Here is a 23,194-nt window from a genome sequence, read left to right on the forward strand (position 1 = left end):
CTCAGCCCTTCTTCTTGCTCTTCTTCGCCTTGTCGGCCTTGGCGGGTTTTTCAGCCTTTGCCGGCTTTGCGGCTTTCTTCGCCGGCTTGGTCGCCTTGGTCTTTGCGGGAGCCGTGGCGGGGGCTTTCTTCGCCGCCAGCTTGGCGAGCTGCCTGGTATAGTCCTTGTGCAGCGCGCCGGCGCCCCAGCCCTTGCCCTTGTTCTGCTTCGACAGCGCTTCCATGATCGCGACCAGATTGTCGTCGCGGATCTTTTCCAGCTCGCGGATCGACAGGCCGTGCGCCTGCTCGTCCGACTGGGTGGCGATCAGGTCGACCAGCTCGTCGTTGAACTCCGGCACGTCCATCAGCTTGGTCCACGGCCATTTCAGGCACGGCCCGAACTGCGCCATGAAGTGGCGCATGCCGGCCTCGCCGCCGGCGACGCGATAGACCTGGAACATGCCCATCTGCGCCCAGCGCAGGCCGAACGAATAGCGCATGATGTCGTCGAGTTCCTCGACGGTGCAGATGCCGTCCTTGACCAGCCACAGTGCCTCGCGCCAGGCGGCTTCGAGCAGGCGGTCGCCGACGAAAGCCTCGATCTCCTTGCGCACCACCACCGGCTTCATGCCGATCGAGGCATAGAGCTCCTTGGCGACCTCGATCGCCTCCGGGAAGGTCTGTTCGCCGCCGACGATCTCGACCAGCGGCAGCAGATAGACCGGGTTGAACGGATGGCCGACCACCAGCCGCTCGGGATGCTTCTTCATCGCCACCTGCATGTCGGTCGGCTTGATGCCGGAAGTGGACGAGCCGACGATGGCATTGGCCGGCGCATGCGCGTCGATCTCGGCCAGCACCCTGTGCTTGAGGTCGAGCCGCTCCGGCACGCTTTCCTGGATGAAATCGGCATCGGCCACCGCCTCGGCGATGGTCTTGGCGTAGGTGAGCTTGCCTTCCTTGGGCAGGCCGCCGGGCAGCATCTGCTTATAGGCGCGGCGCGCGCCCTTCATCACCTCGCCTACTTTGCGCGACGCTTCCGGATCGGGATCGAAGATCGATACGTCGATGCCGTTCAAGAGCAGCCGCGCCACCCAGCCGGCGCCGATGACACCGCCGCCGATTGCGGCCGCCTTGTTGATGATGCTCATGCTTGTCAGGCTCCGGTTCTGATCTTGGCTGTATCGAGGTTGGTGAGGGCCACGCGCTCGCCGGCGCGGATCACCGCCGGGTCGTAGGCCTTGCGGGCGAAGACTTCGAGCACGAAGGGCCGGAAGAACTCGACCGGCAGCGTCTCGTAGTCGGGATCGAAACTCGACTGGTCCCAGCGCTCGCAGAACCGGTCGCAGTCGTCGAAATAAGGATGGCCGGCGCAGCGCTCGCGCGCGTGCCGGTTGCCGCCCAGGTGGTGCGCGTAATAGAGGCGCTGGAAGTCGCCGTGCTTTTCCACCACCCAGGTGCATTGCTCGCGCACGAAGGGTTTCAGGATCGCAGCCGCATATTCGTCGTGATTGTAGGGCGCGTAGATGTCGCCGATGTCATGCAGCAGCGCTGAGACGATCCAGTCGGTGTCGGCGCCGTCCTGCCAGGCGCGCGTCGCCGCCTGCAGCGAATGGCCGAGACGGGTGATCTTGTAGCCGGAAAGACCCTCGTCCAGCTGCACGAGCGCATCGAGCAGCCGATCGCCGGTCCTGGCGGCGTAGTCGATCTCATGGGCGGTCAGGAATTCGTAGTCTTCCTTGTCGCCGTCCTTCATCGCGGTGAATTTGACGGTAGCCATTCTCAGCTCCCGCTCAAGCCGCGACAGCTAGGGGCGCCCGCTTGGTGAGGTTGAGCTTCTTGCGCACTTCCTCCGGCCCGAGGATGCGGGCGCCGAGATTGGTGACGATGCTGGCCGCGCGTTCGACCAGCTGCGCGTTGGTCGCCAGCACGCCCTTGTCGAGCCACAGATTGTCTTCCAGCCCGACGCGGACATTGCCGCCGGCAAGCACGGCCGCAGCGGCATAGGCCATCTGGTTGCGGCCGATCGAGAAGGCCGACCAGTTCCAGGTCGAGGGCACGTTGTTGACCATCGCCATGAAGGTGTTGAGGTCGTCCGGCGCGCCCCACGGCACACCCATGCAAAGCTGCACCAGCGCATCCGGGTTGAGTACCTTTTCCTCGACCAGCTGCTTGGCGAACCACAGATGTCCAGTGTCGAAGGCCTCGATCTCCGGCTTGACGCCCAGCGCCGTCATCATGCCGCCCATGGCGCGCAGCATGCCGGGCGTGTTGGTCATCACATAGTCTGCCTCGTTGAAATTCATCGTGCCGCAATCCAGCGTGCAGATCTCCGGCAGGCACTGGCGCACATGCTCGATGCGGTTGGTGGCGCCGCCCATGTCGGTGCCTTTTTCGTTCAGCGGCAGCGGCGCTTCCGTCGAGCCGAACACCATGTCGCCGCCCATGCCGGCGGTGAGGTTCAGCACCACGTCGACATTCGCCTCGCGGATGCGCTCGGTCACCTCGCGGTAGAGATGCACGTCGCGCCTGGGCTTGCCGGTCTCCGGGTCGCGCACGTGGCAGTGGACGATCGCGGCGCCAGCCTTGGCCGCGTCGATCGCCGAATCGGCGATCTGCTTGGGCGAGCGCGGCACATGCGGGCTGCGGTCCTGCGTGCCGCCGGAGCCGGTCACGGCACAGGTAATGAAGACCTCGCGGTTCATCGCAAGCGGCATCTTGATCCTCCCAGATTCGATCGGCCAAGCATGCCACCCAGAAGCGGGAGCCGACAACGGCACGGCATGCACAGGAATTCATCAAGAATGCCCGACTTGCCGGAAACTGTTTTGCGTTTTACGAAGGCCTCATGATCAAAAGCGAAAAACCGACCATCTTTCGATCCGAACGCGAAACACTCAAGGTGACGTTCCTGGTGTTTTCGGGCTCGTCGATCATGTGCGTCGCTTCCGCTGTCGACCCGTTGCGCGCCGCCAACCGCATTTCGGGCGAGACGCTGTTCGATTTCAAGCTGGTCTCGGTCACCGGCGAGGCGCCGGTGACCACCTGCGGCCTGCCGGTGGCGGTCAGCGGCCGCTTCGATGCCGCCGAGCCGACCGACATGCTGGTGGTCGTCGCCGGCTTCGGCACGCAGAACTACGCTACGTCGGCATTGCTGGCGGGCCTGCGCAGGGCCGCGCGCGCGGCCCGCGCCTGCGGCGGTGTCGAGGCTGGCACCTGGCTGGTGGCGCGCGCCGGCCTGCTCGAAGGCCGCAGCGCCACAACGCATTGGGAGGATATGGAGGATTTTTCGGCTGCCTTTCCCGGCGTCGACGTGCGGCCGGACCGATATGTCATCGATGGCCCGGTCTTCACCTCCGGCGGCGCCTCGCCAACCTTCGACCTGATGCTGCATCTCGTCCGCACAAGGCTCGGCATGGCCGCCGCGCTCGATGTGGCGAGCGTCTTCATCTACGACCAGGCGCGCGCCGCGACCGACGCGCAGCCGCTGGTCTCGCTCGGCCGGCTCGACGGTTACGATCCGCGCCTTGCCCAAGCGATCCGGCTGATGGAAGCGCATGTCGATGAGCCGCTCACCATCGACGCCGTGGCGAAACGCGCCGGCGTGACGGCGCGGACGCTGGAAAGCATTTTCCGCAAGTCGATCGGCGAAACGCCTGGCGCCTATTATCAGAGGCTGCGCCTCGCCGCCGCCCGCCGCCTGGTGGTGGATACGCGTATCGCCATGGCGGATATTGCCGGGCGTACCGGCTTTTCGTCCGCCGCGGCATTTTCCAGGGCATTTTCAAGAGCGTTCGGCGAAGCGCCGGTCAGGCTGCGGCGCGGCTAATGCATGTCGCCCAAAAGTGCGAAGCGGTTTTGGGACAACGACATGCATCAAACAAAGGCTTAAAGCACGTCGCCTGAATCCGCTTCAGCGCGACGTGCTTTAAGTATCCAGTCGGTCGCTGCCGCAAGATCGTCGACCACAGCGGTAGGCGCCGGATCGAAGCGCGTTTCGTCGCCCGGGCGGTACTTGCCGGTCCGCACGAGCAGTGCCGCACCGAGCCCGGCGCGCAGCGCACCGGCGACGTCGCTCTCCGCATCGTCGCCGACCATCACCGCATCGGCCGCCGGGCAGTTCAAACCGGTAAGCGCCGACAGGAAGAAATCCGGCGACGGCTTGCCGAGCACGACAGGGCTGCGGCCGCTGGCGAATTCCAGTGCCGCGACGAAGGCGCCGGTGTCGAGGCTGAGCAGGCCATCGGCGTCCTTGAAGGTGCGGTTGACGGCAAGCGCCAGGAAATCAGCGCCGGCGACCAGTTCACGGAAGGCGCGGTTGAGGCTGGCATGGTCGAAGGCCTCGCCGGCATCGCCGACGACGACGGCGCGGCCGCTTCCGCCTTCAAGGCCGGAGAACTCGACCTCGAGATCGGGATGAACGAGCAGATGTGGCTGGCGGTCATGCTTGCGCAGCCATTCGACGGCGGCGCGCGCCGGCGTTAGCAATTCCTCGTCCTCTACCTTGATGCCCAGCCCGGCCAGCTGAGCGATGATCACGTCACGCGGCGAGCGCGTCGTGTTGCTGACGAAACGCAGTGGCAAGCCTGCGTTTCGCAGACGCTCGATAGCTGCGGCAGCGCCGGGAACCGGGGTGTCGCCGTTGTAGACGACACCCAGAAGATCGAGCAGCACCGCGCGTATCATCAATGCAGGATGGAGAAACAGTCTCCCTTCGTCAAACCAAGGAAGAACCAGGTCACTGAAGAATCAGGCCATGGAAGAGTCAGGCGGCGTCGCGGCCTTCGCCGACAATGCGCGAGCGCATGCTCCTGGCCAGCGCCGTCTCCAGCCGCGCGGCGACCGCGCGGTCCCATTCATTTGTTTTGCGGGCGCCGTCGTTCGAATGGGGCAGCGCCATCAGCCGATCGATGATCGAACCAGTCTCGCCGGGCGAGAGCAGAGCGTCGATTTCGCGTTCGTGCTGCATATCGGTTCGCCTCCTTCTTCTTCACCCGCCACAGGAGCCACGTTTATACGAGTTCCGTGACGGCTGTTTGAAGGCAAGAGCGAGGCGATTGAGGGGCAGGGCGGGGCAAAGTTTTGTCGCGTCATTCCGCCCTCGCGAATGCAATTTTCAGGCCTGCCCCGCGTCCCGATTGCTCGGGCGCGAGGCGGCCTGCCGTTGTTTAGACATACCTGTTGACGATGTTTTCGAGCAGTTCCTGCCGGCCGGAGCGCGGCTGCGGCTCGATCTTCTTCTTCACCACGCGTTCGGCGATTTCCTCCAGCGTGCGCTTGCCCGACAGCATCGCCTTGCCTTCGGCCGTGTTCCACCCGGCATAGCGTTCGGCAAGCGGGCCCGACAGCGCCTTGTCCTCGATCATCTTGGCCGCGGCCTTGAGGCCGCGCGCGCAAGCATCCATGCCGCCGATATGGCCGATCAGGAGATCGTCCGGGTCGAGCGACTGGCGCCGGAGCTTGGCGTCGAAATTGGTGCCGCCGGTCTTGAAGCCGCCGGCCTGCAGGACCTGGTAATAGGCCAAAGCCATTTCCGGCACGTTGTTGGGGAACTGGTCGGTGTCCCAGCCCGACTGGTAGTCGTTGCGGTTCATGTCGATCGAGCCGAAGACGCCAAGCGCATTGGCCAGGGCCAACTCATGCTCGAAGGAATGGCCGGCGAGGATCGCGTGGCCCTGCTCGATGTTGAGCTTGACTTCCTTCTCCAGCCCGAAGCGCTTGAGGAAGCCGTAAACCGTGGCGACGTCGTAGTCGTACTGGTGCTTGGTCGGCTCCTGCGGCTTCGGCTCGATCAGGATCGTGCCCTTGAAGCCGATCTTGTGCTTGTAATCGACGACCATGTTGAGGAAACGGCCGGCCTGCTCCTGCTCACGCGCAAGGTCGGTGTTGAGCAAGGTCTCATAGCCCTCGCGCCCGCCCCACAGCACATAGTTCTCGCCCTTGAGCTTCTTGGTGACGTCGATGCAGCTCTTCACCGTCGCCGCCGCATAAGCGAACACATCCGGATCGGGATTGGTGGCCGCGCCCGACATGAAGCGGCGGTGCGAGAAGAGGTTCGCCGTGCCCCAGAGCAGCTTGACGCCGGTCTCTCTCATCTTGGTTGCGAAATAGTCGGTGATCTCGTCGAGCCGCGCGGCGCTCTCCGAAAAATCCTTGCCCTCCGGGCGCACGTCGGCGTCGTGGAAGCAGAAATAGGGCGCGCCGAGCAGCGAGAACATTTCGAAGGCGACGTCGGCCTTGAGCTTGGCCAGTTCCATCGTGTCGACGCCGCCTGGCTTGGCGAACCAGGGCCGGTCGAAGGTCTGGCCACCGAACGGGTCGCCGCCCGGCCAGGCGAAGGAATGCCAGTAGGCGACGGCGAAGCGCAGATGGTCCTCCAGCCGCTTGCCGGCCACCACCTCGTCCGGATTGTAGAACCGGTAGGCCAGCGGATTGGTCGAATCCGGCCCCTCATATTTGATTGTCTTGATGTCGCCGAAAAATCCGCTGCTCATGGTTTCCTTCCTCTCCGAGTGCTTTTGCCCGATTACCTCAGGCGTAATTGGTTTCGCTCTTTTGCGGGGCGAAAAGGGTCATGTCGAAACGATCCAACGAAGGACCAAGACCATGACCGACCTCAACACGATCGCCCGCAACTACATCGCCGCCTGGAACGAGAGCGATGCGGCCCGACGCAAGACGTTGCTCGAAGCGGCCTTCACCAAGGATGTCAGCTATCGCGACCCTGTCATGCAGGGCGACGGCCACGCCGGCGTCGCGGCACTTATCGACGGCGTGCAGCAGCGCTTTGCCGGCTTCCGTTTCTCGCTGAAGGGTCAGCCGGACGGTTTCGCGGACCAAATCCGCTTCTCGTGGAACCTGGGGCCGGAGGGTGTCGAGTCCGTCATCGAAGGCACCGATATCGGCGTCATCGAGAACGGCCGGTTGAAGAGCGTCACCGGCTTCCTCGACAAGGTGCCGGCGCAGTGAGGCCAATTTCGGAGGGGCGGTGCGAGGCCCCCCCATCTGGCCTGCCGGCCATCTCCCCCTCAAGGGGGGAGATCGGCTGTCGCTTCGGCTTTCGCCAATCTCCCACGTTGCAGGAATGAGCGGGGCGCCCCAACTGCCAATCTCCCCCCTCGAGGGGGAGATGCCCGGCAGGGCAGAGAGGGGGGCCTCGCGCATAGTCACGCAGTTACCGACCTTACCGCCGGATAAAGCGCGCGATACCTCTGATAGGCATCCGCGAAAGCCCCACCCAGCCCGGCGTCCGGCTCGATCGTGGCGTCTGTCGCGGGAGCCGTGCACACGCCGAGCGGATCGGCGCCTGTCGCGGCAATCAACCCCAGCCTTGCCGCACCAAACGCCGCGCCAAAATCGCCGTCGGCGGGAATGTCGACCGGAACCTGCAGCGCGGTGGCGATCGCCTTCAGCCAGTAGCGCGAGCGCGAGCCGCCGCCGATCGCGGTCACCCGTGTCAGCATCGTGCCGGCTGTCTTCAGCGCTTCCAGACTGTCGCGGAAGGCGAAGGCGACGCCTTCCAGCACCGCCTGCGTCAGCACGGCCCGGCTCGACTGATGCGCCAGCCCGGTGAAGGAGCCGCGGATGGCGGAATCATTGTGCGGCGTGCGCTCGCCCGAAAGATAAGGCAGGAAAGTGACGCCCGTCGGCGCCTTCAGCGTATCGCCGAGCTCGCCGGTCAGGTCGCCTGCACTCTTTCCGGTGATTTCCGATAGCCAGTTGAGCGAATCGGTGGCCGACAGGATCACGCCCATCTGGTGCCATGTGCTGGGCAGCGCATGGCAGAACGTGTGCACCGCGCTTTCCGGATTGGGCAGATAGGAGGCGTTGGCGGCGAAGAGCACGCCCGACGTCCCGAGCGAGACGAAGGCGTGGCCGGCGCCGACAGTGCCCATGCCGCAGGCCGAAGCCGCGTTGTCGCCGGCGCCGCCGGCAATTGGAATGCCCGCCGCGATGCCCCATTTCGAGGCGAGCTCGCCGCGCAAGCCGCCGGCCTTCTCAGTGCCTTCGACCAGCGAGGGCATGTGCTTTTCGTCGAGCGACGTCGCTGCAAGCAGTTCGGGCGACCAGCGGCGCTTGCCGACATCGAGCCACGAGGTGCCGGCCGAATCCGACATTTCGGACATGTGCTCGCCAGTCAGCCAGAGCCGCAGGTAGTCCTTGGGCAGCAGCACCTTGGCGACGGCGGCAAAGATCCTGGCTTCGTGTTCCTTCACCCAGGCAAGCTTCGGCGCGGTGAAGCCCGGGAAAACGATGTTGCCGGTGAGCTGGCGGAAACGCGGATCGGCATCGAGCGCGGCCGCCTCGACATGGCTGCGCGTGTCGTTCCACAGGATGCAGGGGCGCAGCACCTTGTCCGATGCATCGAGCAGGGTAGCGCCATGCATCTGGCCGGAAAGGCCGATGCCCTTGACCGCCGCCAGCTCTTTCGGATGAGAAGCCTCGAGTTCGGCAATGGCCGTCTCGCAGGCCTCGATCCAATGCGCCGGATCCTGCTCCGACCAGCCCGGATGCGGCCGCGAGACGTCGAGCGATCCATGGCCGGAGCCGATGACCTTCTGGCCGTCGTCGATCAGCAGCGCCTTGACGCCCGAAGTGCCCAGGTCGAGGCCGAGATACATGATTTCCTCCCAATGCCGTTAATTTTTTCGGATCTCGAAAAAATCTGGCTTGGCCAGTTTTTAGGGCAAGATCCGTCCCGGGTCAATTCTCTGACAAATCGGCGGCGCGCCTCGAGAACAGCGCCGACAGCGGGCTGTCCGGCCGGGCCAGTTGCCGTTCGGCGGTCAATGCCCGCGCGAGCGCGGTATCGCCGGCGCGCAGAGCGGCCTCGATCAGCGTCAGGTCGATCACGTCGCGTTGCGCGTGGCTGCCGCCGAAACGATGCGCGATCGAGCGGATCGGCCGGATCAGCCGTGCCGCCTCGTCGTGCTTGCCCTCGCCGAAGGCCTTGATCGCAAGCGTCAGCGGATGGCCGACATCGCGCGTGAAGGCGGCATTGTCGTCGCTGCCGCGCATCGCTTCGCGCTGCGCCTCGAGCAGCGTCCCGGCTGGCGCCTCCAGCCCCGCGCCGACAAAGGCCATCATCGCATGCGCGTCGTTGAAGGCGTAATTGCCGGCGGCGGCTTTCGGGATCCAGTTGGCGGCAAGCGTCGCCCAGCGGTCGCCGACATCGACGCCGCCGAGGCTGAGGCGCCACAGGATCGCCGAGGCATCGACCATGTTGAGCGCCAAGGTCGAGCGGTCGCCATAGATCGGCCCGTCATAGAGCTTGAGCACCTCGTCGGTTTCGCCGAGATCGTAATGGAACAGCGCCAGGTGCCACCAATTGTGGATCTGGAGAAAGCTCTCCTTCGTCCATGCATCCGGATTGGCCCGCATCCAGGCGATACCGTCTCGCTGCCGGCTTTGCATTTCCATGACGTGGGCTACCGCGTGTTGCGCCCAGCCGTCGCGTGGCTCGATCTCGACGGCCTGCCGTCCGAGCGATTCGGCGCGCCCATAGTCGCCCATTTCCTCCAGCCCGAAGGCCTGCATGCCGAGAATGGCGTGGTAGCCCGGCATATCCTTTTGCCAGGCCGGCAGCGCCCGACCGATGCGGTCGCGCAGCATGCGGGCGTTGCCGGTGAAGAAATCGATCTGATGCCCCACCTGTAAAGCCAGCGCATCGTGCGGACTGTCGATCGCGATATCCTCGAGGATGCGCGCGGCCTCATGCCAACGCCCTTCGGCGAGATGGCCGAGCGCCGCGACATGCGCCTGTTCGCGCGTGGTGCCGGCCAGCGGCTGCGCCGCCGCATGACAGGATCGCACGACGGCCATCGCCTCCCGCTCCGTGGCAAGGCCGAACAGATAGCCTTTGAACACATGCGCCATCACGAAGCCGGGATCGTCGGCAATGGCGCGGTCGATCGATCCGACCGGGTCGCCGATGAAGCATTGCAGTTCATGCACGGCCCGGGCGTAGGACGAAAACCCGGCTTCGGTCGCGCCCGAATAGGTGAGGCCGAATGCGTCCTTCATAGCGTCAGTTGGCCGACCGCATCGCCACCGTAGCGATGCCGGCGCCGACCAGCAGCGTGCCGCCGGTGCGGTTGAAGATGCGGATCGCCTTTGGGTTGCGCACGATCGCGCGGGCCCTGGATGCGATCAGCGCGTAGCCGAACGCGTTGGCGAAGGCCAAGGTCAGGAACGTCGTCTCGAAGATCAGCATCTGCGACCAGAAGTCGGCGTGCCGGTCGAGGAACTGCGGCAGGAAGGCGACAAAAAAGGTGATGCTCTTCGGGTTGAGCGCCGTCACCAGCCAGGCATGCGCCATCATCTTTGCCGCCGAAACCGCGTCGGTGCGCGGCTCCGCCTTCAGCGCGCCGCCGGCGCGGAACAGCTTTATGCCGAGATAGATGAGATAGCCGGCGCCGATCACCTTGAGCATGGTGAACACCGTGGCCGAAGCCGCGAGCAGCGCGCCGATGCCGAGCATCGACAGCGTCATGGCGGTGAAGTCGCCCAGCGCCACGCCCACCGCCATCGGCAGCGCGGTGCGCCAGCCTTGCCCAAGCGCGTAGGAGACGACCAGCAGGATCGTCGGGCCCGGAATGACGAGAAGGATGGAAGAGGCGGCGGCGAAGGCGGCCCAGTTTTCGAAGGACATTTCCCTGCTCCTTGAGCGCAAAGAAAAGGATAAATCCTGGGGCCGGCGGTAATGTAAAGGGCCTGTTGGAAAAATCTTCGGGGGCCGTGCCGCAGGCCCACTGGCCGCCGCAACGATCCGTTAGGGTTAAGCCCGGCTTCCGCTCTTTCACCCTTTTTCAACCATGCGTGGCGAAAATGCCTGCGATCCGGCCGGACCGTGCTTCCCGCCGGCAGCGTAGGGTTTGGTGCATGCGCGAGTTGCCGCAACGTCTGACGCCGCCTTCCAACGGCGCCGCAATCGATACCGAAATTCAGTTCTCCCGCCGCGCCGTGCTTTCGGGCGCCGGCGCCATGGCGTTGCTCGGCCTGGCCGGCTGCAGCACCACCGACACGCTCGACCTGCCGCAAATGCAACTCGACAACACCGTCACCGGTTCCGTGCCGCCCATGCGCCCGGCGATCAGCGTCGACAAGAACATCACCGGCCCTGATGTCATGTACGCCTCGCTCACCGATGGCGGCTTCCAGGTGCCGGAGGTGCCGTGGCAGAAGGTCAAGCCGCAGTTTCGCCGTCAGATCGTCGTTGACAAGACCGGCGAGGCGCCCGGCACCATCGTCGTCCATTTGCAGGAGCGCATGCTCTATCTGGTCCAGCCCGGCGGCGACGCCATCCGCTACGGCGTCGGCATCGGCAAGGATGGCTTCCGCTGGTCGGGCCGTGCCAACATCCAGTACGGCCGCGAATGGCCGGTGTGGACGCCGCCGCCGGAAATGATCCAGCGCAAGCCCGAACTGGTGAAATGGCAGGGCGGGCAGCCCGGCGGCCTCACCAATCCGCTTGGGGCCCGGGCGCTGTACATCTACCAGAACGGCAAGGACACCGGCTACCGCATCCACGGTTCGCCCGAATGGTGGAGCATCGGCCAGGCGATGTCGTCGGGCTGCGTGCGCCTGATCAACCAGGACATCATCGACCTCTACAGCCGCGTCTCCAAGAAGAACCCGGTCGTCGTGGTCTGACGCACGCCGTCGGTCGTCTCTTCTGGCGCGTGCCGCCCAAAAACCGCTGAGCATTTTTGCGCGGCAGGCATGAGTTTCTTCCGTTGCGCGATGCCGCAAGACAGGCGAAGGTGCCATGAAAACCTTCGCCTGGAGCCGGATGACTTCAGGTCCAATGGACCTGAAATCTGAATCCGCCTCTACATCAAAGAGATAGAGCATGATGTCGCCCGAAAACCGCTTCTCACTTTTCGGCATCATGCTCTAGGGAGAGAAAAAGCATGGCTGGAACCTTCGTCATCGCGCAGGGCGGCGGCCCGACCGCCGTCATCAACCAGACGGTCGTCGGCGCCACGCTGGAAATCCGCAAGCGTCATCCCGGCGCCAAGGTGCTGGGTTCGATCCACGGCGTGCGCGGCATCCGCGACGGCAATTATGTCGACTTGTCAGGCATCCCGGAGGACAGGCTGCGGCTGATCGCCGGCACGCCGAGCGCCGCCCTCGGCTCGACCCGAGACAAGCCGGACGCCGCCTATTGCGAGGTCATCCTCAACGGCTTGAAAAAGGCCGGCGCCGACGCCTTCATCTATATCGGCGGCAACGACACGTCGGGCACCCAGCAGATCCTGACCGATGCAGCCGGCGGCTCGATCGCCTTCGTGCACGCGCCGAAGACCATCGACAACGACCTCGAGGAGAACGACCATACGCCGGGCTTCATCTCGGCCGCCGAATTCGTCGCCGGCGCCTTCCTCTCGGTCGATCTCGATTTCCGCGCGCTGCCCGGCATCTATGTCGGCATCGTCATGGGCCGGCATGCCGGCTTCCTCACCGCCGCCGCGGCCGCCTGGCAGCTCGATCCCGACAGCGGGCCGCATCTGATCTACGTGCCGGAGCGCGCCTTCTCGGCGAAACGCTTCATCGATGAAGTGCGCGAAAAGCTGGACCGCCACAAACGCTGCATCGTCGCCGTCTCCGAAGGCGTCAGCACCGCCGACGGCAAGGCGCTGGTCGAAAGCCTTGTGCCACCGGAAAAGCTCGAGCGCGACCAGCACGGCAATGTCAAGCTGTCCGGCAGCGACCTGCCGGCAGCGCTGGAGCGGGCTTTGGCCGAAGGCCTGCCGGGGAAGCGCGCGCGGGTCGACGCGCTGGGCTACATGCCACGCGGCTATGTCGGCGCGATCAGCGCTGTCGACGCCAGAGAGGCCTTCGACGCCGGCGCCTTCGCGGTTGCCGTCGCCGGTGAAGGCGGCGGCTCGGTCGCGATCCAGTATGACGGGTCGAAGACCGTGCTGAAGAAGGTGCCGCTGAAGGCGGTGGCCGGCAAGACACGGCATATGCCCGACGATTTTATGAAGCCGGACGCCAACCAGCTTTCGGAAGCCGGCATGGCCTATCTGAAGCGGCTGGTGCCGGAAAAATACAAGGTCGGGAAGCCGTTCGTCTGATGGGCGGTGGCCCGATGCCCGAGCTTGAGGTTGGCGACTGGTTCGGCAAGGCGAAAGTCGATGCCGGCACGACGATGCTGACCGAACCCTTCGTGCATGATTTCGTGCGTGCCAACATGTGGCACTTGAAGGGTCGCGACGCGGACCTGCTGGTCGACACCGGCATGGGCATCCGGCCGCTGGCACCCGAGATCGACACGCCGGCCGGCAAGCCGCTCATCGTCGTCGCCACGCACATCCATCTCGACCATGTCGGCTCGCTGCACGAATTCCCGCTGCGCATGGGGCCGAAGATGAGCGCGGCGCGGTTCGACGACATGGATGATGCCGTCACCTACGCCTACATGTTCCACAATCTCGACGGCGCCGTCTCGAAGCTGCCGGCGCCGGACTGGAAGGCGGCCGATTACCGCATTCCCTCCGCCCCGCTGATCCGCGCGCTGGACGAGGGCGATATCGTCGATCTCGGCGACAGGAAATTCCGCGTGTTGCATCTGCCTGGACACTCGCCGGACTCGATCGCGCTTTTCGACGAGGCCGACGGCCTCTTCTTCGCCGGTGATGCCATCTATGACGGCATGCTGATCGACGATCTGCCGGATTCGGATCGTACGGCCTATTGCCGCACCATGCAGCGCCTGCTCGACCTGCCGATCCGCATCGGCCATGGCGGTCATGGCCCGAGCTTCGATGCCGCCCGCATGCGCGAAATGGCTTCGTCCTACCTGCGTCGGCGGGAGCGTTTCGTAAGCGCCCTCTGAATTAAATCTTCGTAAGGTCGCCCAAAAACCCTAATTCGGGCCATTCCACGACCTAGATGCTTGTCTGTCGAGACGGCCGGCTGCCATGCACGGCGAGACAGGCAAATCCGGCCATCGGCACGTCGACGGACGATCCCGTGGGAGCGCCCGCGACGCTGGATCAACTCTCGCCCGGACAGAACGACCATGTCACCCTCAAGCATTCTTCGCAGACATCGCGTCGCCGCCCTGCTGGGCGCCGCGCTGATCATTTCGCCCGTCGTCGTTTCCTTCGCCCAAAGCAATGCCGGCCTCAGCACCGTGGCCGCGACGACGCAGACCCCCGTCCCCGGCATCACGGCCCCGAACGGCTCTTTTGCGCCGGTCATCGCCGTTACCAAGCCGGCCGTCGTCACCATCACTTCGGTGATGAAGGCGCAGGCCGAAGATGGTTCGCCGATGGGCGGCAATGTGCCTTTCGACCAGTTCTTCCAGCAATTCTTCGGCGACCAGGGCATGCCGATGCCGAAGACGCCGCCGCAGCAGCAGCCGCAGCGGCAGGAGGCCCTGGGCTCCGGCTTCATCGTCGGCGCTGACGGCACCATCGTCACCAACAACCACGTCGTCGACGGCGCAAGCTCGATCAAGGTGACGCTCGACGACGGTACCGAGCTTCCCGCCAAGCTCGTCGGCCACGACGCCAAGAACGATCTGGCGGTGCTCAAGATCAAGGCCGACAAGCCGCTGCCGACCGTCAAATGGGGCGATTCCGACAGACTGATGACCGGCGACCAGGTGCTGGCGATCGGCAATCCGTTCGGCATCGGCACCACGGTCACCGCCGGCATCGTTTCGGCGCGCGGCCGCGACCTGCATAGCGGGCCGTTCGACGACTTCATCCAGATCGACGCGCCGATCAACCACGGCAATTCCGGCGGTCCGCTTGTCGACGTCAACGGCAATGTCATCGGCATCAACACCGCCATCTATTCGCCCAATGGCGGCAGTGTCGGCGTCGGCTTCGCCATCCCGTCGGACCAGGCTGAGAAGGTCGTCGCCAAGCTGATGAAGGGCGGCGACATCGAATACGGCTATCTCGGCGTGCAGATCCAGCCGGTCACCCCGGATGTCGCCAGCGCCATCGGCCTCGATCATCCGGCCGGCGCGCTGGTTTCCCAGGTCACCGACGGGTCGCCGGCGGCCAAGGCTGGTATTGAAACCGGCGACGTCATCACCGGCTTCGGCGGCCAGGAGATCAAGGATCCGAAGGACCTGTCGCGCGCCGTGGCCGACGTGTCGCCGGGCGCCAAGGAAACCGTCGATGTCTGGCGCAAGGGCAAGGCGATGCAGATCTCCGCCGATGTCGGCCGCAACGCCGATGATCAGAAGACCGCCTCGAACGGCAATGAAGGCCGCAGCCCATCGGCCGAACAAGGACTTCGCGTTCCTTCGCTCGGCCTCGGCCTGACCGACCTCACGCCCGATATCCGCGACCAGCTCAATCTTGCCAACAACCAGCACGGCGCGGTGGTCGCGCGCGTCAATCCGGACAAGGCGGCCTCGGCCGCCGGCCTCCAGCCCGGCGATCTTATCGTCGCCGTCGACCAGACGCCGGTGAAGAATGCACGGCAGGCCAACCAGGCGATCGCCGAGGCCGGCAAGTCCGGCAAGAAGTCGGTGCTCTTGCTGGTCGATCGCGGCGATGCGCAGATCTTCGTCGCCGTGCCCTTCGCCACCGGCTGAGCGCGCGTGGCGACCCGCCGGATACTGGCGGGTCGCCGAGATTCCTGTTGCCCGCGGCGACATCTTCGAGAACACTGCGCCGATCGTTTCCGCCGGCGCAGGAGATGTCTCGATGGTGACCCGTGGTTTCTTTTCCGGACGGCGTCCTCCTTCCGACACCGACGCGCGCATTCCGCCCGGCCAGTATCTGGAGCAGGGTTTCCCGGTTCTGTCGGCCGGGCCGACGCCGCGGGTGCGCACCGAGGACTGGTCCTTCACCCTCAAGCAGGGGCCGCGGCCGATCAAGAAATGGAACTGGGCAGAGTTCAACGCCCTGCCGCAGAGCAAGATGACGCGCGACATCCATTGCGTCACGGCCTGGACCAAGTTCAACACGCCCTGGCAAGGCGTAATGGTCGACGACATCCTCGCCGACGCCGGCATCGAGCCGCCGACTGCCTACACGCTGGCGCTGTCTTTCGACGGCTATTCCACCAATGTGCCGACCAAGGACCTCGTCACCGGCAAGGCGATGGTGGCGCTGCTCTATGAGGGCAAGCCGATCACATCGGACCATGGTGGGCCGGCGCGGCTTTTGGTGCCGCATCTCTATTTCTGGAAATCGGCCAAATGGGTGAACGGGCTGCAGTTCACCGAGCGCGACGAACCGGGCTTCTGGGAGCTGCGCGGCTATCACATGTATGGTGACCCCTGGCGCGAGCAGCGCTATTCGAGCGATCCATGAGGGGCGATCTCCATGAGGGGCGATCCGTGAGCAGCAATCGATGAGCGTCGAGCCATCGCCGCAATCGCCCTGGCAGGCAGCCACGATCGCCCGCATCGAAAAGCGCACGCCGCGCGTCACCAGCTTCTGGTTCCGACCGTCGCGGCCCGTCGCCCATCTGGCCGGGCAGCACGTCGACATCAGGCTGACGGCGCCGGATGGCTATCAGGCGCGCCGCTCCTATTCCATCGCATCGGCGCCGGTAGCCGGTGCTGCTATCGAGCTGGCGATCGAGCGGCTAGACGACGGCGAGGTCTCGCCCTTCTTCCATGACGTGGCCGCCGTCGGCGACGAGATCGAGTTGCGCGGGCCGCTCGGCGGCCATTTCATCTGGCAAGAGAGCGACGGCGGGCCGATCCTGCTGGTCGGCGGCGGCTCGGGCGTCGTGCCGCTGATGGCGATGGTGCGCCATCGCACGCTGCGCAACAATGCGGTGCCCGTTGCGCTGGTGTTCTCGGCGCGGGTCTGGGACGAGGTGATTTTCCGTGACGAGCTGATCGGCCTCGACGATCGCCGCGACGGGTTCGATCTGGTGCTGACGCTGACCCGCGAACCGGCGAGGCGGCCGTCCGATTATTCCCGGCGCGTCGACGCCCGCATGATGGCGCAGGCTATCGAGCGCCTGCCGAAGGCGCCAAGGCTCGCTTATGTCTGCGGCTCGAACGCGTTCGTGTCAGCCGCCGCCGATGCCCTGATCGGCGCCGGCGTTCCGGCGGAAATCATCCGCACCGAGCGTTACGGAGTTTGAATTGCAATTGCGAGCCGTTGAAATTCGATCCAGAAAGTAATACCTTACTTGTATCTGGTATTACCGAGGGGGCGAAGATGGCCACCACCGTTACAGCAAAGGGGCAAGTGACCATCCCCAAACCGGTCCGCGACCTGCTGGGGATCGTTCCCGGAAGCAGGGTCGATTTCAGGCGCGCCGCCGATGGAAGCGTCGTGTTGGCTCCTGTCGACAAAAAACGGCCGGTGAGCCGATTTGCCAAGCTGCGCGGCCATGCTGGTGAGGGACTCACGACCGACGCAATCATGGCTCTGACGCGCGGCGAAACGTGACGCTTGTCGATACCAATGTTCTGCTCGACCTCGTTACGGACGATCCAAACTGGGCGGATTGGTCGCTTGCGCAGCTTGAGGCGGCAAGTCTCAATGGACCATTGTTGATCAACCACGTGATCTATGCCGAGCTTGCCGTTCGCTACGCCCGCATCGAGGATCTTGAGGCGTTTCTTGATGTGGCCGGTCTTGAAATGACTGCCATGCCAAGGGCGGCTCTTTTCCTTGCCGGAAAGGTATTCACACAGTACCGCCGGTCAGGAGGACACAAAACCGGCGTGTTGCCTGACTTCTTCATCGGAGCTCATGCCGCGGTCGGCCGCCTCCCGCTTCTGACCCGCGATGTCGGCCGATATCGGACCTACTTCCCCTCCTTGGAACTGATCACTCCGGACTCCTGAGCAACTGCCAGGCTGCCCTCGCCGAGCCGCCGACGCCGTAATCAACGCCAGCGGCCCGCCAGGGCTCATCCGGTCGGAGAAAATTTTGCTGAAACGAGCTGGAATGGCAGCGCGCCATAGGTGGCGACGGCCTGCTCGTTGTCCCAGACGCGAAACTGCCGTGACGGCCGTGCCTCCAGCACCAGGGCCTGTCCCGTCCGGTCAAGCATCAGTTTGCCGCGAAAGCGCAGCATCCGCTCCCCACCGGAACGACTGATCATCATCGAGCGCAGCCGCGCCACGTGCCGGTCGCCCGCATTGATCTCCATTTCGATGCGTCGCCTGACCGGCGGGACGACGATGCGCACGACGAGATCGAGCATCATCTCGCTGATTTCGCCCTGCGGCTCATCCAGCGCCTGGGAAAGCACGAACGGCGGCGGCGCGCCGGTTGCCTTCGCCGTTATGGACTTCCCGCGCCACACGATGTCCGGCTCGGTCTGCTTCAGCCGGCCTTTCTTGCGCCGCAGGCGCAACTGCTTCGCAAATCCCCGCGACAGCCAGGTCAGCGCGCCGAAATCAGTGCGCGGCTTGGCCTGCAGGACCGACGACAGCCGCGCCGCGCCGCGCCGGTCGGCCATATCCACCACCTTGGTCAGGATGGCCTCCGGCACCGCGATGCCGATCTCAAGCGCAAGGTAGGAAAGCGCCACGGCCGCGGCCACGGCGAGGCCGCGCCTGGCGATGACATCGAGGAATATGCCCCAGTCGACATCGCCGCCTTCGATGGCCACGGCGCAGTCGACCAGCCAATCGCTATGCGTATGCGCGTCGAGGCCGCCATGCGCGATGGCCAAAGCGATGCGGTCGGCGGGCGAGGGCACGACCACGCCGACGTCGCTGAATTTGGCGGCAATCGCGCGGTGCCAGATCGCCAGGTCGTCCTCGGCATTCTGCTGCGAGCCATCATAAGCGAGCTGATGCAGGTCGATGTCGCCGTAATTGCCCTTGAAGAAATTCATCGAGCGCAGCGACGCCAGCCTTGTGCGCAGATATTGCGGGGAAACGCCAGTGGCGATCTGCCAGCCACGGTCGCGCAGCACATCGAAAGCCGGCTGCATATCGTCGGGCCGCACCAGGATATCGATGTCATGCGCCACGCGCCCGCGCTGCGCGGCGGCGTCGAGCGCGATGCGGCTGGCGCCTTTGATCAGCATCACAGTGCAACCGGCATCGACCATCGCCTTCAGCGCCGGCTCGGCCTCCCGCATGGCCATGCGCGACTTGGTCCACAGCATCTTCTGCAGGCCGACTAGGCGCGGATAGGCGGCGTGGCCGGCAAGCTTGCGTCCGAACCTGTCGGAGATCGCGGCAAGCAACCGGTGTTCCCGGAAGGAGACATGGTCGATGTCGTTCTCGTCCAGCCAGCGTTCGGCGCAAAGGCGCGCCGCCTCTTCGTCGGGCAGAAGCGCTGCCTTGAGCAATTGGTCGAGCGAGCCGGTCGGCCACGACCAGCCATAGTCGGGAAAGCGCCTGCCGATGCGGCGGATTTTCGCCATCAGCTGGAGCCGGCCTTGCTTTGCGCCCGTCGCAGCATGGCGAGCCGTGCCACTTCCAGGTAACCGCGGTCGCGTGCCGCATCGCGCCCGTAGGACAGGCTTCCCGGTCTGATGCGCCGCAGCGCCAGGATGTCAGGCATCATGTCGAGGACAAAACCGCTTTCCCGCGCACGGGCGATCCAGTCGATCATCTCGCCACGGCCGCCCTGCGGGTCGACCATCGGTCCGACGCCCTGCGCGGCCGCCCGGCGTATCAGCATCGTCGAGCGCGACCAGCCGGGCGTCGCGGTCGGGGCCATCGCGGCGGGCTCTCCGTCGCGGAAACTGCGTATATGGGTGAAGACCCCGGATGTCGCCGGAAGCCGTTCGAGATGGGCAAGCTGCGCCGCTATCTTTCCGGGCAGCCAAAGGTCGTCGGCATCGAGCGTGGCGATGAAGTGCGTCGACAGCGCGGCGATGCCGCGCGTGGTCGCGCTGCCGGGCCCTGCATTGTCCTGGCGCAAAAGCTCGAGCGGCAGGTCGATGCCGCCGATCGCGGCGGCGAGATCGTCCGTCGAGCCGTCATCGACCACCACGACCAGTTCGGGGCGCGCCGTCTGCGCCGCTACCGACCGCAGCGTCTCGGCGATCGTGGCGCTGGCGTTGTAGGCCGGAATGACGACGCCGTATCCGCTCATCACATGAACCGCCAGTCCGCGAGTTTCTTCAGTTCGAAGATGCCTTCGATCGGCTTCAGCGACGGGTCGGCCCTGCGGCGCTTCATCGATTTGTAGATGGCGCGCATGAACTCGCGCGCCTGGACGTCTTCCTGCCTTGTCATGTTGCCGGCGTGCCGCCGGTAATAAAGCGCCAGCGTGTCCGGCAGCACGTATCGGGGGCCGACCTCGAAGCTGCGCAGCAGGAAGTCCGTATCCTCGGCCTGGGCGAAGTCCTCGTCGAAACTGCCGATCCGGTCGACCAGGCGGCGCGAGAAGATCGCCGCCGAGAGATGGATGCCGCGCACGGTGATGCTGTTGCTGTCGCGGGTTGGTTCGAGCGTCTCGTCGTCGAGCCTGTCGACCAGCATCATCCTGGAATAGGTGAGCTCGAGCGAGGGATCCCGCCTGAAAAGGTCGAGGTCCGCCGCGAAGCGCCCGGCTGGCGAGATGTCGTCCGAATCGAGAAAGGACACCAGTTCCGTCTCCGGCCTGAGCCGCCCGAGCCCGCTGTTGCGCGCCCTGGTCACGCCCATGTTTTCCTGCCGGAACAGCCGGATGCAAGATGCTTCGCCCATCATCGAGCGCACCGCTTCGGCCGAACCGTCGGTCGAGCCGTCATCGATGACGATGATGTCGAGGTCGGCGGCGTCGCGCTGCCTGATGAGCGAGCGAAGCGCCGCGCCGACATAGGTCTCGCGATTGTGGACCGGCATGATCACGGAGAGCTTCATCCGAAGCTCCTCGTTGGTCTTGCGCTGTCTCGCCCCCCGGCGCTCATCACATGACCTGCCAGTCGGGCGGGCTCTTGAATTCGAAAATTCCCGGAGCCTCGCGCAGCGAAGGATCCGCCCTGCGCCGTCTGATCGATTTGTGGATCGCCCGCAGGTGGTCGCGCAACCTGCCGTCATTCTCCCTGGTGGTGTTTCCCGCATGGCGCCGGTAGTAGATCGCGACGCTATCCAGCAGCTCGTAACGGGGGCCCGTTTCGAAGACGCGCAGCAGATAGTCTGTGTCCTCGGACAATTCGAACTCCTCGTCGAACCAGCCGATGCGATCGACAAGCGCCCGGCTGAACAGGGCGGTGCTCAAGGAGAGCCCGCGAAGCGTCATGATACGGCTGTTCGCGGCCGGCTCCAATGTCTCGTCGTCGATCCGGTCGGCCAGCGTCATAAGCGAGTAAGTCAGGTCGAGGGCGGGATGCGTTTCGAAATGGACGAGGTCGGCCTTGAACCGGCCGGGAAGCGAGATGTCGTCGGAATCGAGGAAGGACACGAAGCTGGCATCCGCCGGCAATTGCCGCAGACCTGCATTGCGGGCGCCGGCAACACCCGTATGAGCGTGCCGGAACAGGCGTATGCAGCTGTTTTCGTCCATCATCGAGCGCACCGCCTCGGCCGATCCGTCCGTCGAGCCGTCGTCGATGACGATGATGTCGAGGTCGGCGGCGTCGCGCTGCCGCAGCAGCGAGCGCAGGGCCGGGACGACGAAGCGCTCGCGGTTATAGACCGGCATGATCACGCTCAGCTTCATCGGGCACCCGCGCTAGGAAATCCGCAATCGTACCGGCAATCTCCTCCGGATGCGTCCCGAGGAAAAGCCGGTAGCACGGCAGCAAGCGTGTGAGATCGCTGAAGAAGCGAAAGCCGCTTTCCCGCTCGCCAGGCATCTGGGCAATGCCGGAGGGCGCCAGCGCGATGATGGCATCCTTGCGCGAAATCGGTGCGATCGAACTCGTCTTTCCGCCACTGACATGTGGCACCATCAACGCAGAAATGTCCAGAGTCGCACGCATTGGCCGAGGTGCTATCTCGTTAATGTGAAAGGCGTGCTTGCCTTGCCAGTTGATCGGGCGGTCTCCGCCCAGTCGTCTTTCCAACCCGAGCCGGGCAAAACCTTGGGGGTCCTGCTTCAGGACTGAAAACAGCGGCCGCGCGGTCACGCCGTTATCGAGGTCGATCAGCACATAGTCGTCGCCGACGCTGTCCAGCCCGTTGAGCAGGCCGGCAACGACGGTTCCGGATTTTCCCGCGCCCCCGGCGCCGGCCAGCAGCACGCCCTTGCCGTCGAGGCCCAGCGTGCCGGCATGGGCCAGGCGCATGCCGCGTGCGGCGTATTCCCAGTGCAGGAACGCGCGCAATGGCGCCCCCTGCTCCCAGGGTGGAAACGCGTCGGCGGACCGCATCAGCTGGACGCCGACCCGTCGGTCGGGATCATAGACCTGCCAGAAATCCAGATCGTGGAAATGATGGCCGCGCAGCCCCGCCTCGGCGAGTTTCTGGGCAAAGCCATGTTCGGTGAAATGCGCATCGCCCCAGCTTGCCGGCACCGGCATGTCGCCGACGCCCGGATGGCCGATGAAAATGCGGCATTGGCGCAAGTCCCGCCGACCGCCGTCGGCTTCCACGAACGCGTGGCCAAGGGCATCCGCGAGCGTGCCGGAATCGAGGTGCGCGATCAGTTCCAGCCCGGGCAGGCGGATGGTTCGCTGGACCGGGAATTGCGCGGCCGCGCTTTCGGCGGCGGCGAGGAGAAAGCGGGCGTAGTCCGGCAGGGTCTCGATCGTGACGCGTGGCATGGTCTGTTCCAGCCTGACCTGGCCCGTCGCCGGTCGCTCAGGAAACCTGCTTGACGGCGGGCCAGCCGAGCGGTTCCTCGACTTCGTGGATCGGGTCGACGGTGATGAGGTCGGCAAGATCGTCGTGGACGCTGACATTGAGCGGCTCGCGCGCCGACGCCAGCGCCGCCGGCAAATCGTCGGAAGAGGGCAGCGGCATTGCGTCGGAAGGGGCCAGCAGCCCAAACTCGACCAGCTGCCCAATGAAGGACTCGAGCGTTGCGACGTCGATCATGGCAGCGCCCGCCGCGGATCGGATCAGCGCCTCGGTGCCGACACCCGAGGACAGCGCCTGCCACACCTTGCTGCCGGAATCGGAGAAGCCGAAATACTTGCCATTGGAGAGGTCGAGCACGACGGCTTCGCCGTCGAAGGATTCGAAGACGATGTCCCTGCTCGCAACGGCATAGACGTCGGAAAGAGGCATGTCCTTGACCCCGCTCTGCAATTCCAGCCGGCCGGCTGCGCCGGTCGTATCATTGCCTGACCCCTGGACAACGCCTGTAAACGCTCGATCCTTGCTTGGCAAGGCAAGGGGTGCCGGCGCCGTCTCGACCATTTTGGGGTTTGGTTGGCGG

The 23,194-nt window shown here is 65.1% G+C and carries 25 protein-coding genes; 10 read left to right on the top strand and 15 right to left on the bottom strand.

Going from position 1 to position 23,194, the window contains the following annotated elements; translation table 11 throughout:
- Position 1 precedes the first annotated feature (1 nt).
- Genes WDX12_RS10920 through WDX12_RS10930 form a run of 3 tightly spaced genes read right to left on the bottom strand, consistent with a single transcriptional unit; the run spans position 2 to position 2,698 of the window.
- Positions 2-1,132, bottom strand: a complete 1,131-nt coding sequence (locus tag WDX12_RS10920) for a carnitine 3-dehydrogenase (protein ID WP_320294127.1) — start codon at positions 1,130-1,132, stop codon at positions 2-4.
- A 5-nt stretch (positions 1,133-1,137) separates the two neighbouring features.
- The gene (locus tag WDX12_RS10925) at positions 1,138-1,761 is read right to left on the bottom strand and encodes an HD domain-containing protein (protein WP_434724870.1); all 624 of its coding nucleotides are present in this window, start codon (positions 1,759-1,761) and stop codon (positions 1,138-1,140) included.
- Between the two features lie 13 nt (positions 1,762-1,774).
- A complete protein-coding gene (locus tag WDX12_RS10930) occupies positions 1,775-2,698 on the bottom strand; it encodes a 3-keto-5-aminohexanoate cleavage protein (protein WP_320294129.1) in 924 nt (307 codons plus the stop codon).
- Positions 2,699-2,829: 131 nt separating this feature from the next.
- Between WDX12_RS10930 and WDX12_RS10935 the strand changes: the two genes are divergently transcribed.
- Positions 2,830-3,810, top strand: a complete 981-nt coding sequence (locus WDX12_RS10935; RefSeq protein ID WP_434724871.1) for a GlxA family transcriptional regulator — start codon at positions 2,830-2,832, stop codon at positions 3,808-3,810.
- 59 nt (positions 3,811-3,869) lie between these two features.
- On the opposite strand, the gene WDX12_RS10940 is transcribed toward WDX12_RS10935, so the two are convergent.
- The 3 genes from WDX12_RS10940 to xylA all read right to left on the bottom strand — a co-directional run bounded on the left by WDX12_RS10940 (position 3,870) and on the right by xylA (position 6,475).
- Positions 3,870-4,655, bottom strand: coding sequence for a TIGR01458 family HAD-type hydrolase (locus tag WDX12_RS10940; protein WP_320294131.1), 786 nt, complete (start codon positions 4,653-4,655; stop codon positions 3,870-3,872).
- 91 nt (positions 4,656-4,746) lie between these two features.
- Complete coding sequence (locus WDX12_RS10945) at positions 4,747-4,950, bottom strand: hypothetical protein (RefSeq protein WP_434724872.1); 204 nt, start codon at positions 4,948-4,950, stop codon at positions 4,747-4,749.
- Between the two features lie 199 nt (positions 4,951-5,149).
- Positions 5,150-6,475 (bottom strand): xylose isomerase, encoded by a 1,326-nt coding sequence (xylA, locus tag WDX12_RS10950; RefSeq protein ID WP_434724873.1) that lies wholly within the window; start codon positions 6,473-6,475, stop codon positions 5,150-5,152.
- A gap of 112 nt (positions 6,476-6,587) precedes the next feature.
- Between xylA and WDX12_RS10955 the strand changes: the two genes are divergently transcribed.
- A complete protein-coding gene (locus WDX12_RS10955) occupies positions 6,588-6,950 on the top strand; it encodes a nuclear transport factor 2 family protein (RefSeq protein ID WP_434724874.1) in 363 nt (120 codons plus the stop codon).
- A gap of 197 nt (positions 6,951-7,147) precedes the next feature.
- On the opposite strand, the gene xylB is transcribed toward WDX12_RS10955, so the two are convergent.
- The 3 genes from xylB to WDX12_RS10970 form a co-directional block, all read right to left on the bottom strand.
- On the bottom strand, positions 7,148-8,602 hold the full coding sequence (gene xylB / locus WDX12_RS10960; protein WP_434724875.1) for a xylulokinase: 1,455 nt from the start codon (positions 8,600-8,602) through the stop codon (positions 7,148-7,150).
- 82 nt (positions 8,603-8,684) lie between these two features.
- Positions 8,685-10,004: a tetratricopeptide repeat protein gene (locus WDX12_RS10965; RefSeq protein WP_434724876.1), complete on the bottom strand. Its 1,320-nt coding sequence runs from the start codon at positions 10,002-10,004 to the stop codon at positions 8,685-8,687.
- A gap of 4 nt (positions 10,005-10,008) precedes the next feature.
- Positions 10,009-10,632: a LysE family translocator gene (locus tag WDX12_RS10970; protein ID WP_320294137.1), complete on the bottom strand. Its 624-nt coding sequence runs from the start codon at positions 10,630-10,632 to the stop codon at positions 10,009-10,011.
- A 332-nt stretch (positions 10,633-10,964) separates the two neighbouring features.
- On the opposite strand from WDX12_RS10970, the gene WDX12_RS10975 reads away from it, so the two are divergent.
- The 8 genes from WDX12_RS10975 to WDX12_RS11010 all read left to right on the top strand — a co-directional run bounded on the left by WDX12_RS10975 (position 10,965) and on the right by WDX12_RS11010 (position 17,766).
- Positions 10,965-11,633 (top strand): L,D-transpeptidase, encoded by a 669-nt coding sequence (locus tag WDX12_RS10975; RefSeq protein ID WP_224610225.1) that lies wholly within the window; start codon positions 10,965-10,967, stop codon positions 11,631-11,633.
- Between the two features lie 260 nt (positions 11,634-11,893).
- Positions 11,894-13,060 carry a diphosphate--fructose-6-phosphate 1-phosphotransferase gene (locus WDX12_RS10980; protein WP_434724877.1) on the top strand — a complete coding sequence of 389 codons (1,167 nt, stop codon included), beginning with the start codon at positions 11,894-11,896 and terminating at the stop codon, positions 13,058-13,060.
- Positions 13,061-13,074: 14 nt separating this feature from the next.
- Complete coding sequence (locus WDX12_RS10985; RefSeq protein WP_434724878.1) at positions 13,075-13,821, top strand: MBL fold metallo-hydrolase; 747 nt, start codon at positions 13,075-13,077, stop codon at positions 13,819-13,821.
- Positions 13,822-14,007: 186 nt separating this feature from the next.
- Complete coding sequence (locus WDX12_RS10990; protein ID WP_434724879.1) at positions 14,008-15,543, top strand: DegQ family serine endoprotease; 1,536 nt, start codon at positions 14,008-14,010, stop codon at positions 15,541-15,543.
- Positions 15,544-15,655: 112 nt separating this feature from the next.
- Positions 15,656-16,267, top strand: coding sequence for a molybdopterin-dependent oxidoreductase (locus WDX12_RS10995; protein ID WP_434724880.1), 612 nt, complete (start codon positions 15,656-15,658; stop codon positions 16,265-16,267).
- A gap of 40 nt (positions 16,268-16,307) precedes the next feature.
- Positions 16,308-17,054, top strand: a complete 747-nt coding sequence (locus WDX12_RS11000; protein ID WP_434724881.1) for a ferredoxin reductase — start codon at positions 16,308-16,310, stop codon at positions 17,052-17,054.
- A gap of 77 nt (positions 17,055-17,131) precedes the next feature.
- Positions 17,132-17,365: an AbrB/MazE/SpoVT family DNA-binding domain-containing protein gene (locus tag WDX12_RS11005; RefSeq protein WP_434724882.1), complete on the top strand. Its 234-nt coding sequence runs from the start codon at positions 17,132-17,134 to the stop codon at positions 17,363-17,365.
- Positions 17,362-17,766: a type II toxin-antitoxin system VapC family toxin gene (locus WDX12_RS11010; protein ID WP_434724883.1), complete on the top strand. Its 405-nt coding sequence runs from the start codon at positions 17,362-17,364 to the stop codon at positions 17,764-17,766. The genes WDX12_RS11005 and WDX12_RS11010 overlap by 4 nt, the downstream gene beginning before the upstream one ends.
- 65 nt (positions 17,767-17,831) lie before the next feature.
- Here the strand turns inward: WDX12_RS11010 and WDX12_RS11015 are convergent, their stop codons facing one another.
- Genes WDX12_RS11015 through WDX12_RS11040 form a run of 6 tightly spaced genes read right to left on the bottom strand, consistent with a single transcriptional unit; the run spans position 17,832 to position 23,043 of the window.
- Complete coding sequence (locus tag WDX12_RS11015) at positions 17,832-19,304, bottom strand: nucleotidyltransferase family protein (RefSeq protein WP_434724884.1); 1,473 nt, start codon at positions 19,302-19,304, stop codon at positions 17,832-17,834.
- Positions 19,304-19,981 (bottom strand): glycosyltransferase family 2 protein, encoded by a 678-nt coding sequence (locus WDX12_RS11020; protein WP_434724885.1) that lies wholly within the window; start codon positions 19,979-19,981, stop codon positions 19,304-19,306. Before WDX12_RS11020 ends, WDX12_RS11015 begins: the two co-directional genes overlap by 1 nt.
- Positions 19,981-20,733, bottom strand: coding sequence for a glycosyltransferase family 2 protein (locus WDX12_RS11025; protein WP_320294147.1), 753 nt, complete (start codon positions 20,731-20,733; stop codon positions 19,981-19,983). Before WDX12_RS11025 ends, WDX12_RS11020 begins: the two co-directional genes overlap by 1 nt.
- Before the next feature lie 46 nt (positions 20,734-20,779).
- Positions 20,780-21,532 (bottom strand): glycosyltransferase family 2 protein, encoded by a 753-nt coding sequence (locus WDX12_RS11030; RefSeq protein ID WP_434724886.1) that lies wholly within the window; start codon positions 21,530-21,532, stop codon positions 20,780-20,782.
- The gene (locus WDX12_RS11035; RefSeq protein ID WP_434724887.1) at positions 21,501-22,577 is read right to left on the bottom strand and encodes a serine kinase; all 1,077 of its coding nucleotides are present in this window, start codon (positions 22,575-22,577) and stop codon (positions 21,501-21,503) included. Before WDX12_RS11035 ends, WDX12_RS11030 begins: the two co-directional genes overlap by 32 nt.
- A 37-nt stretch (positions 22,578-22,614) precedes the next feature.
- A complete protein-coding gene (locus tag WDX12_RS11040; RefSeq protein ID WP_434724888.1) occupies positions 22,615-23,043 on the bottom strand; it encodes a PqqD family protein in 429 nt (142 codons plus the stop codon).
- Positions 23,044-23,194: the final 151 nt, after the last annotated feature.

It is taken from the genome of Mesorhizobium sp. RIZ17, from assembly GCF_051127865.1.
Lineage (GTDB): Bacteria > Pseudomonadota > Alphaproteobacteria > Rhizobiales > Rhizobiaceae > Mesorhizobium > Mesorhizobium humile.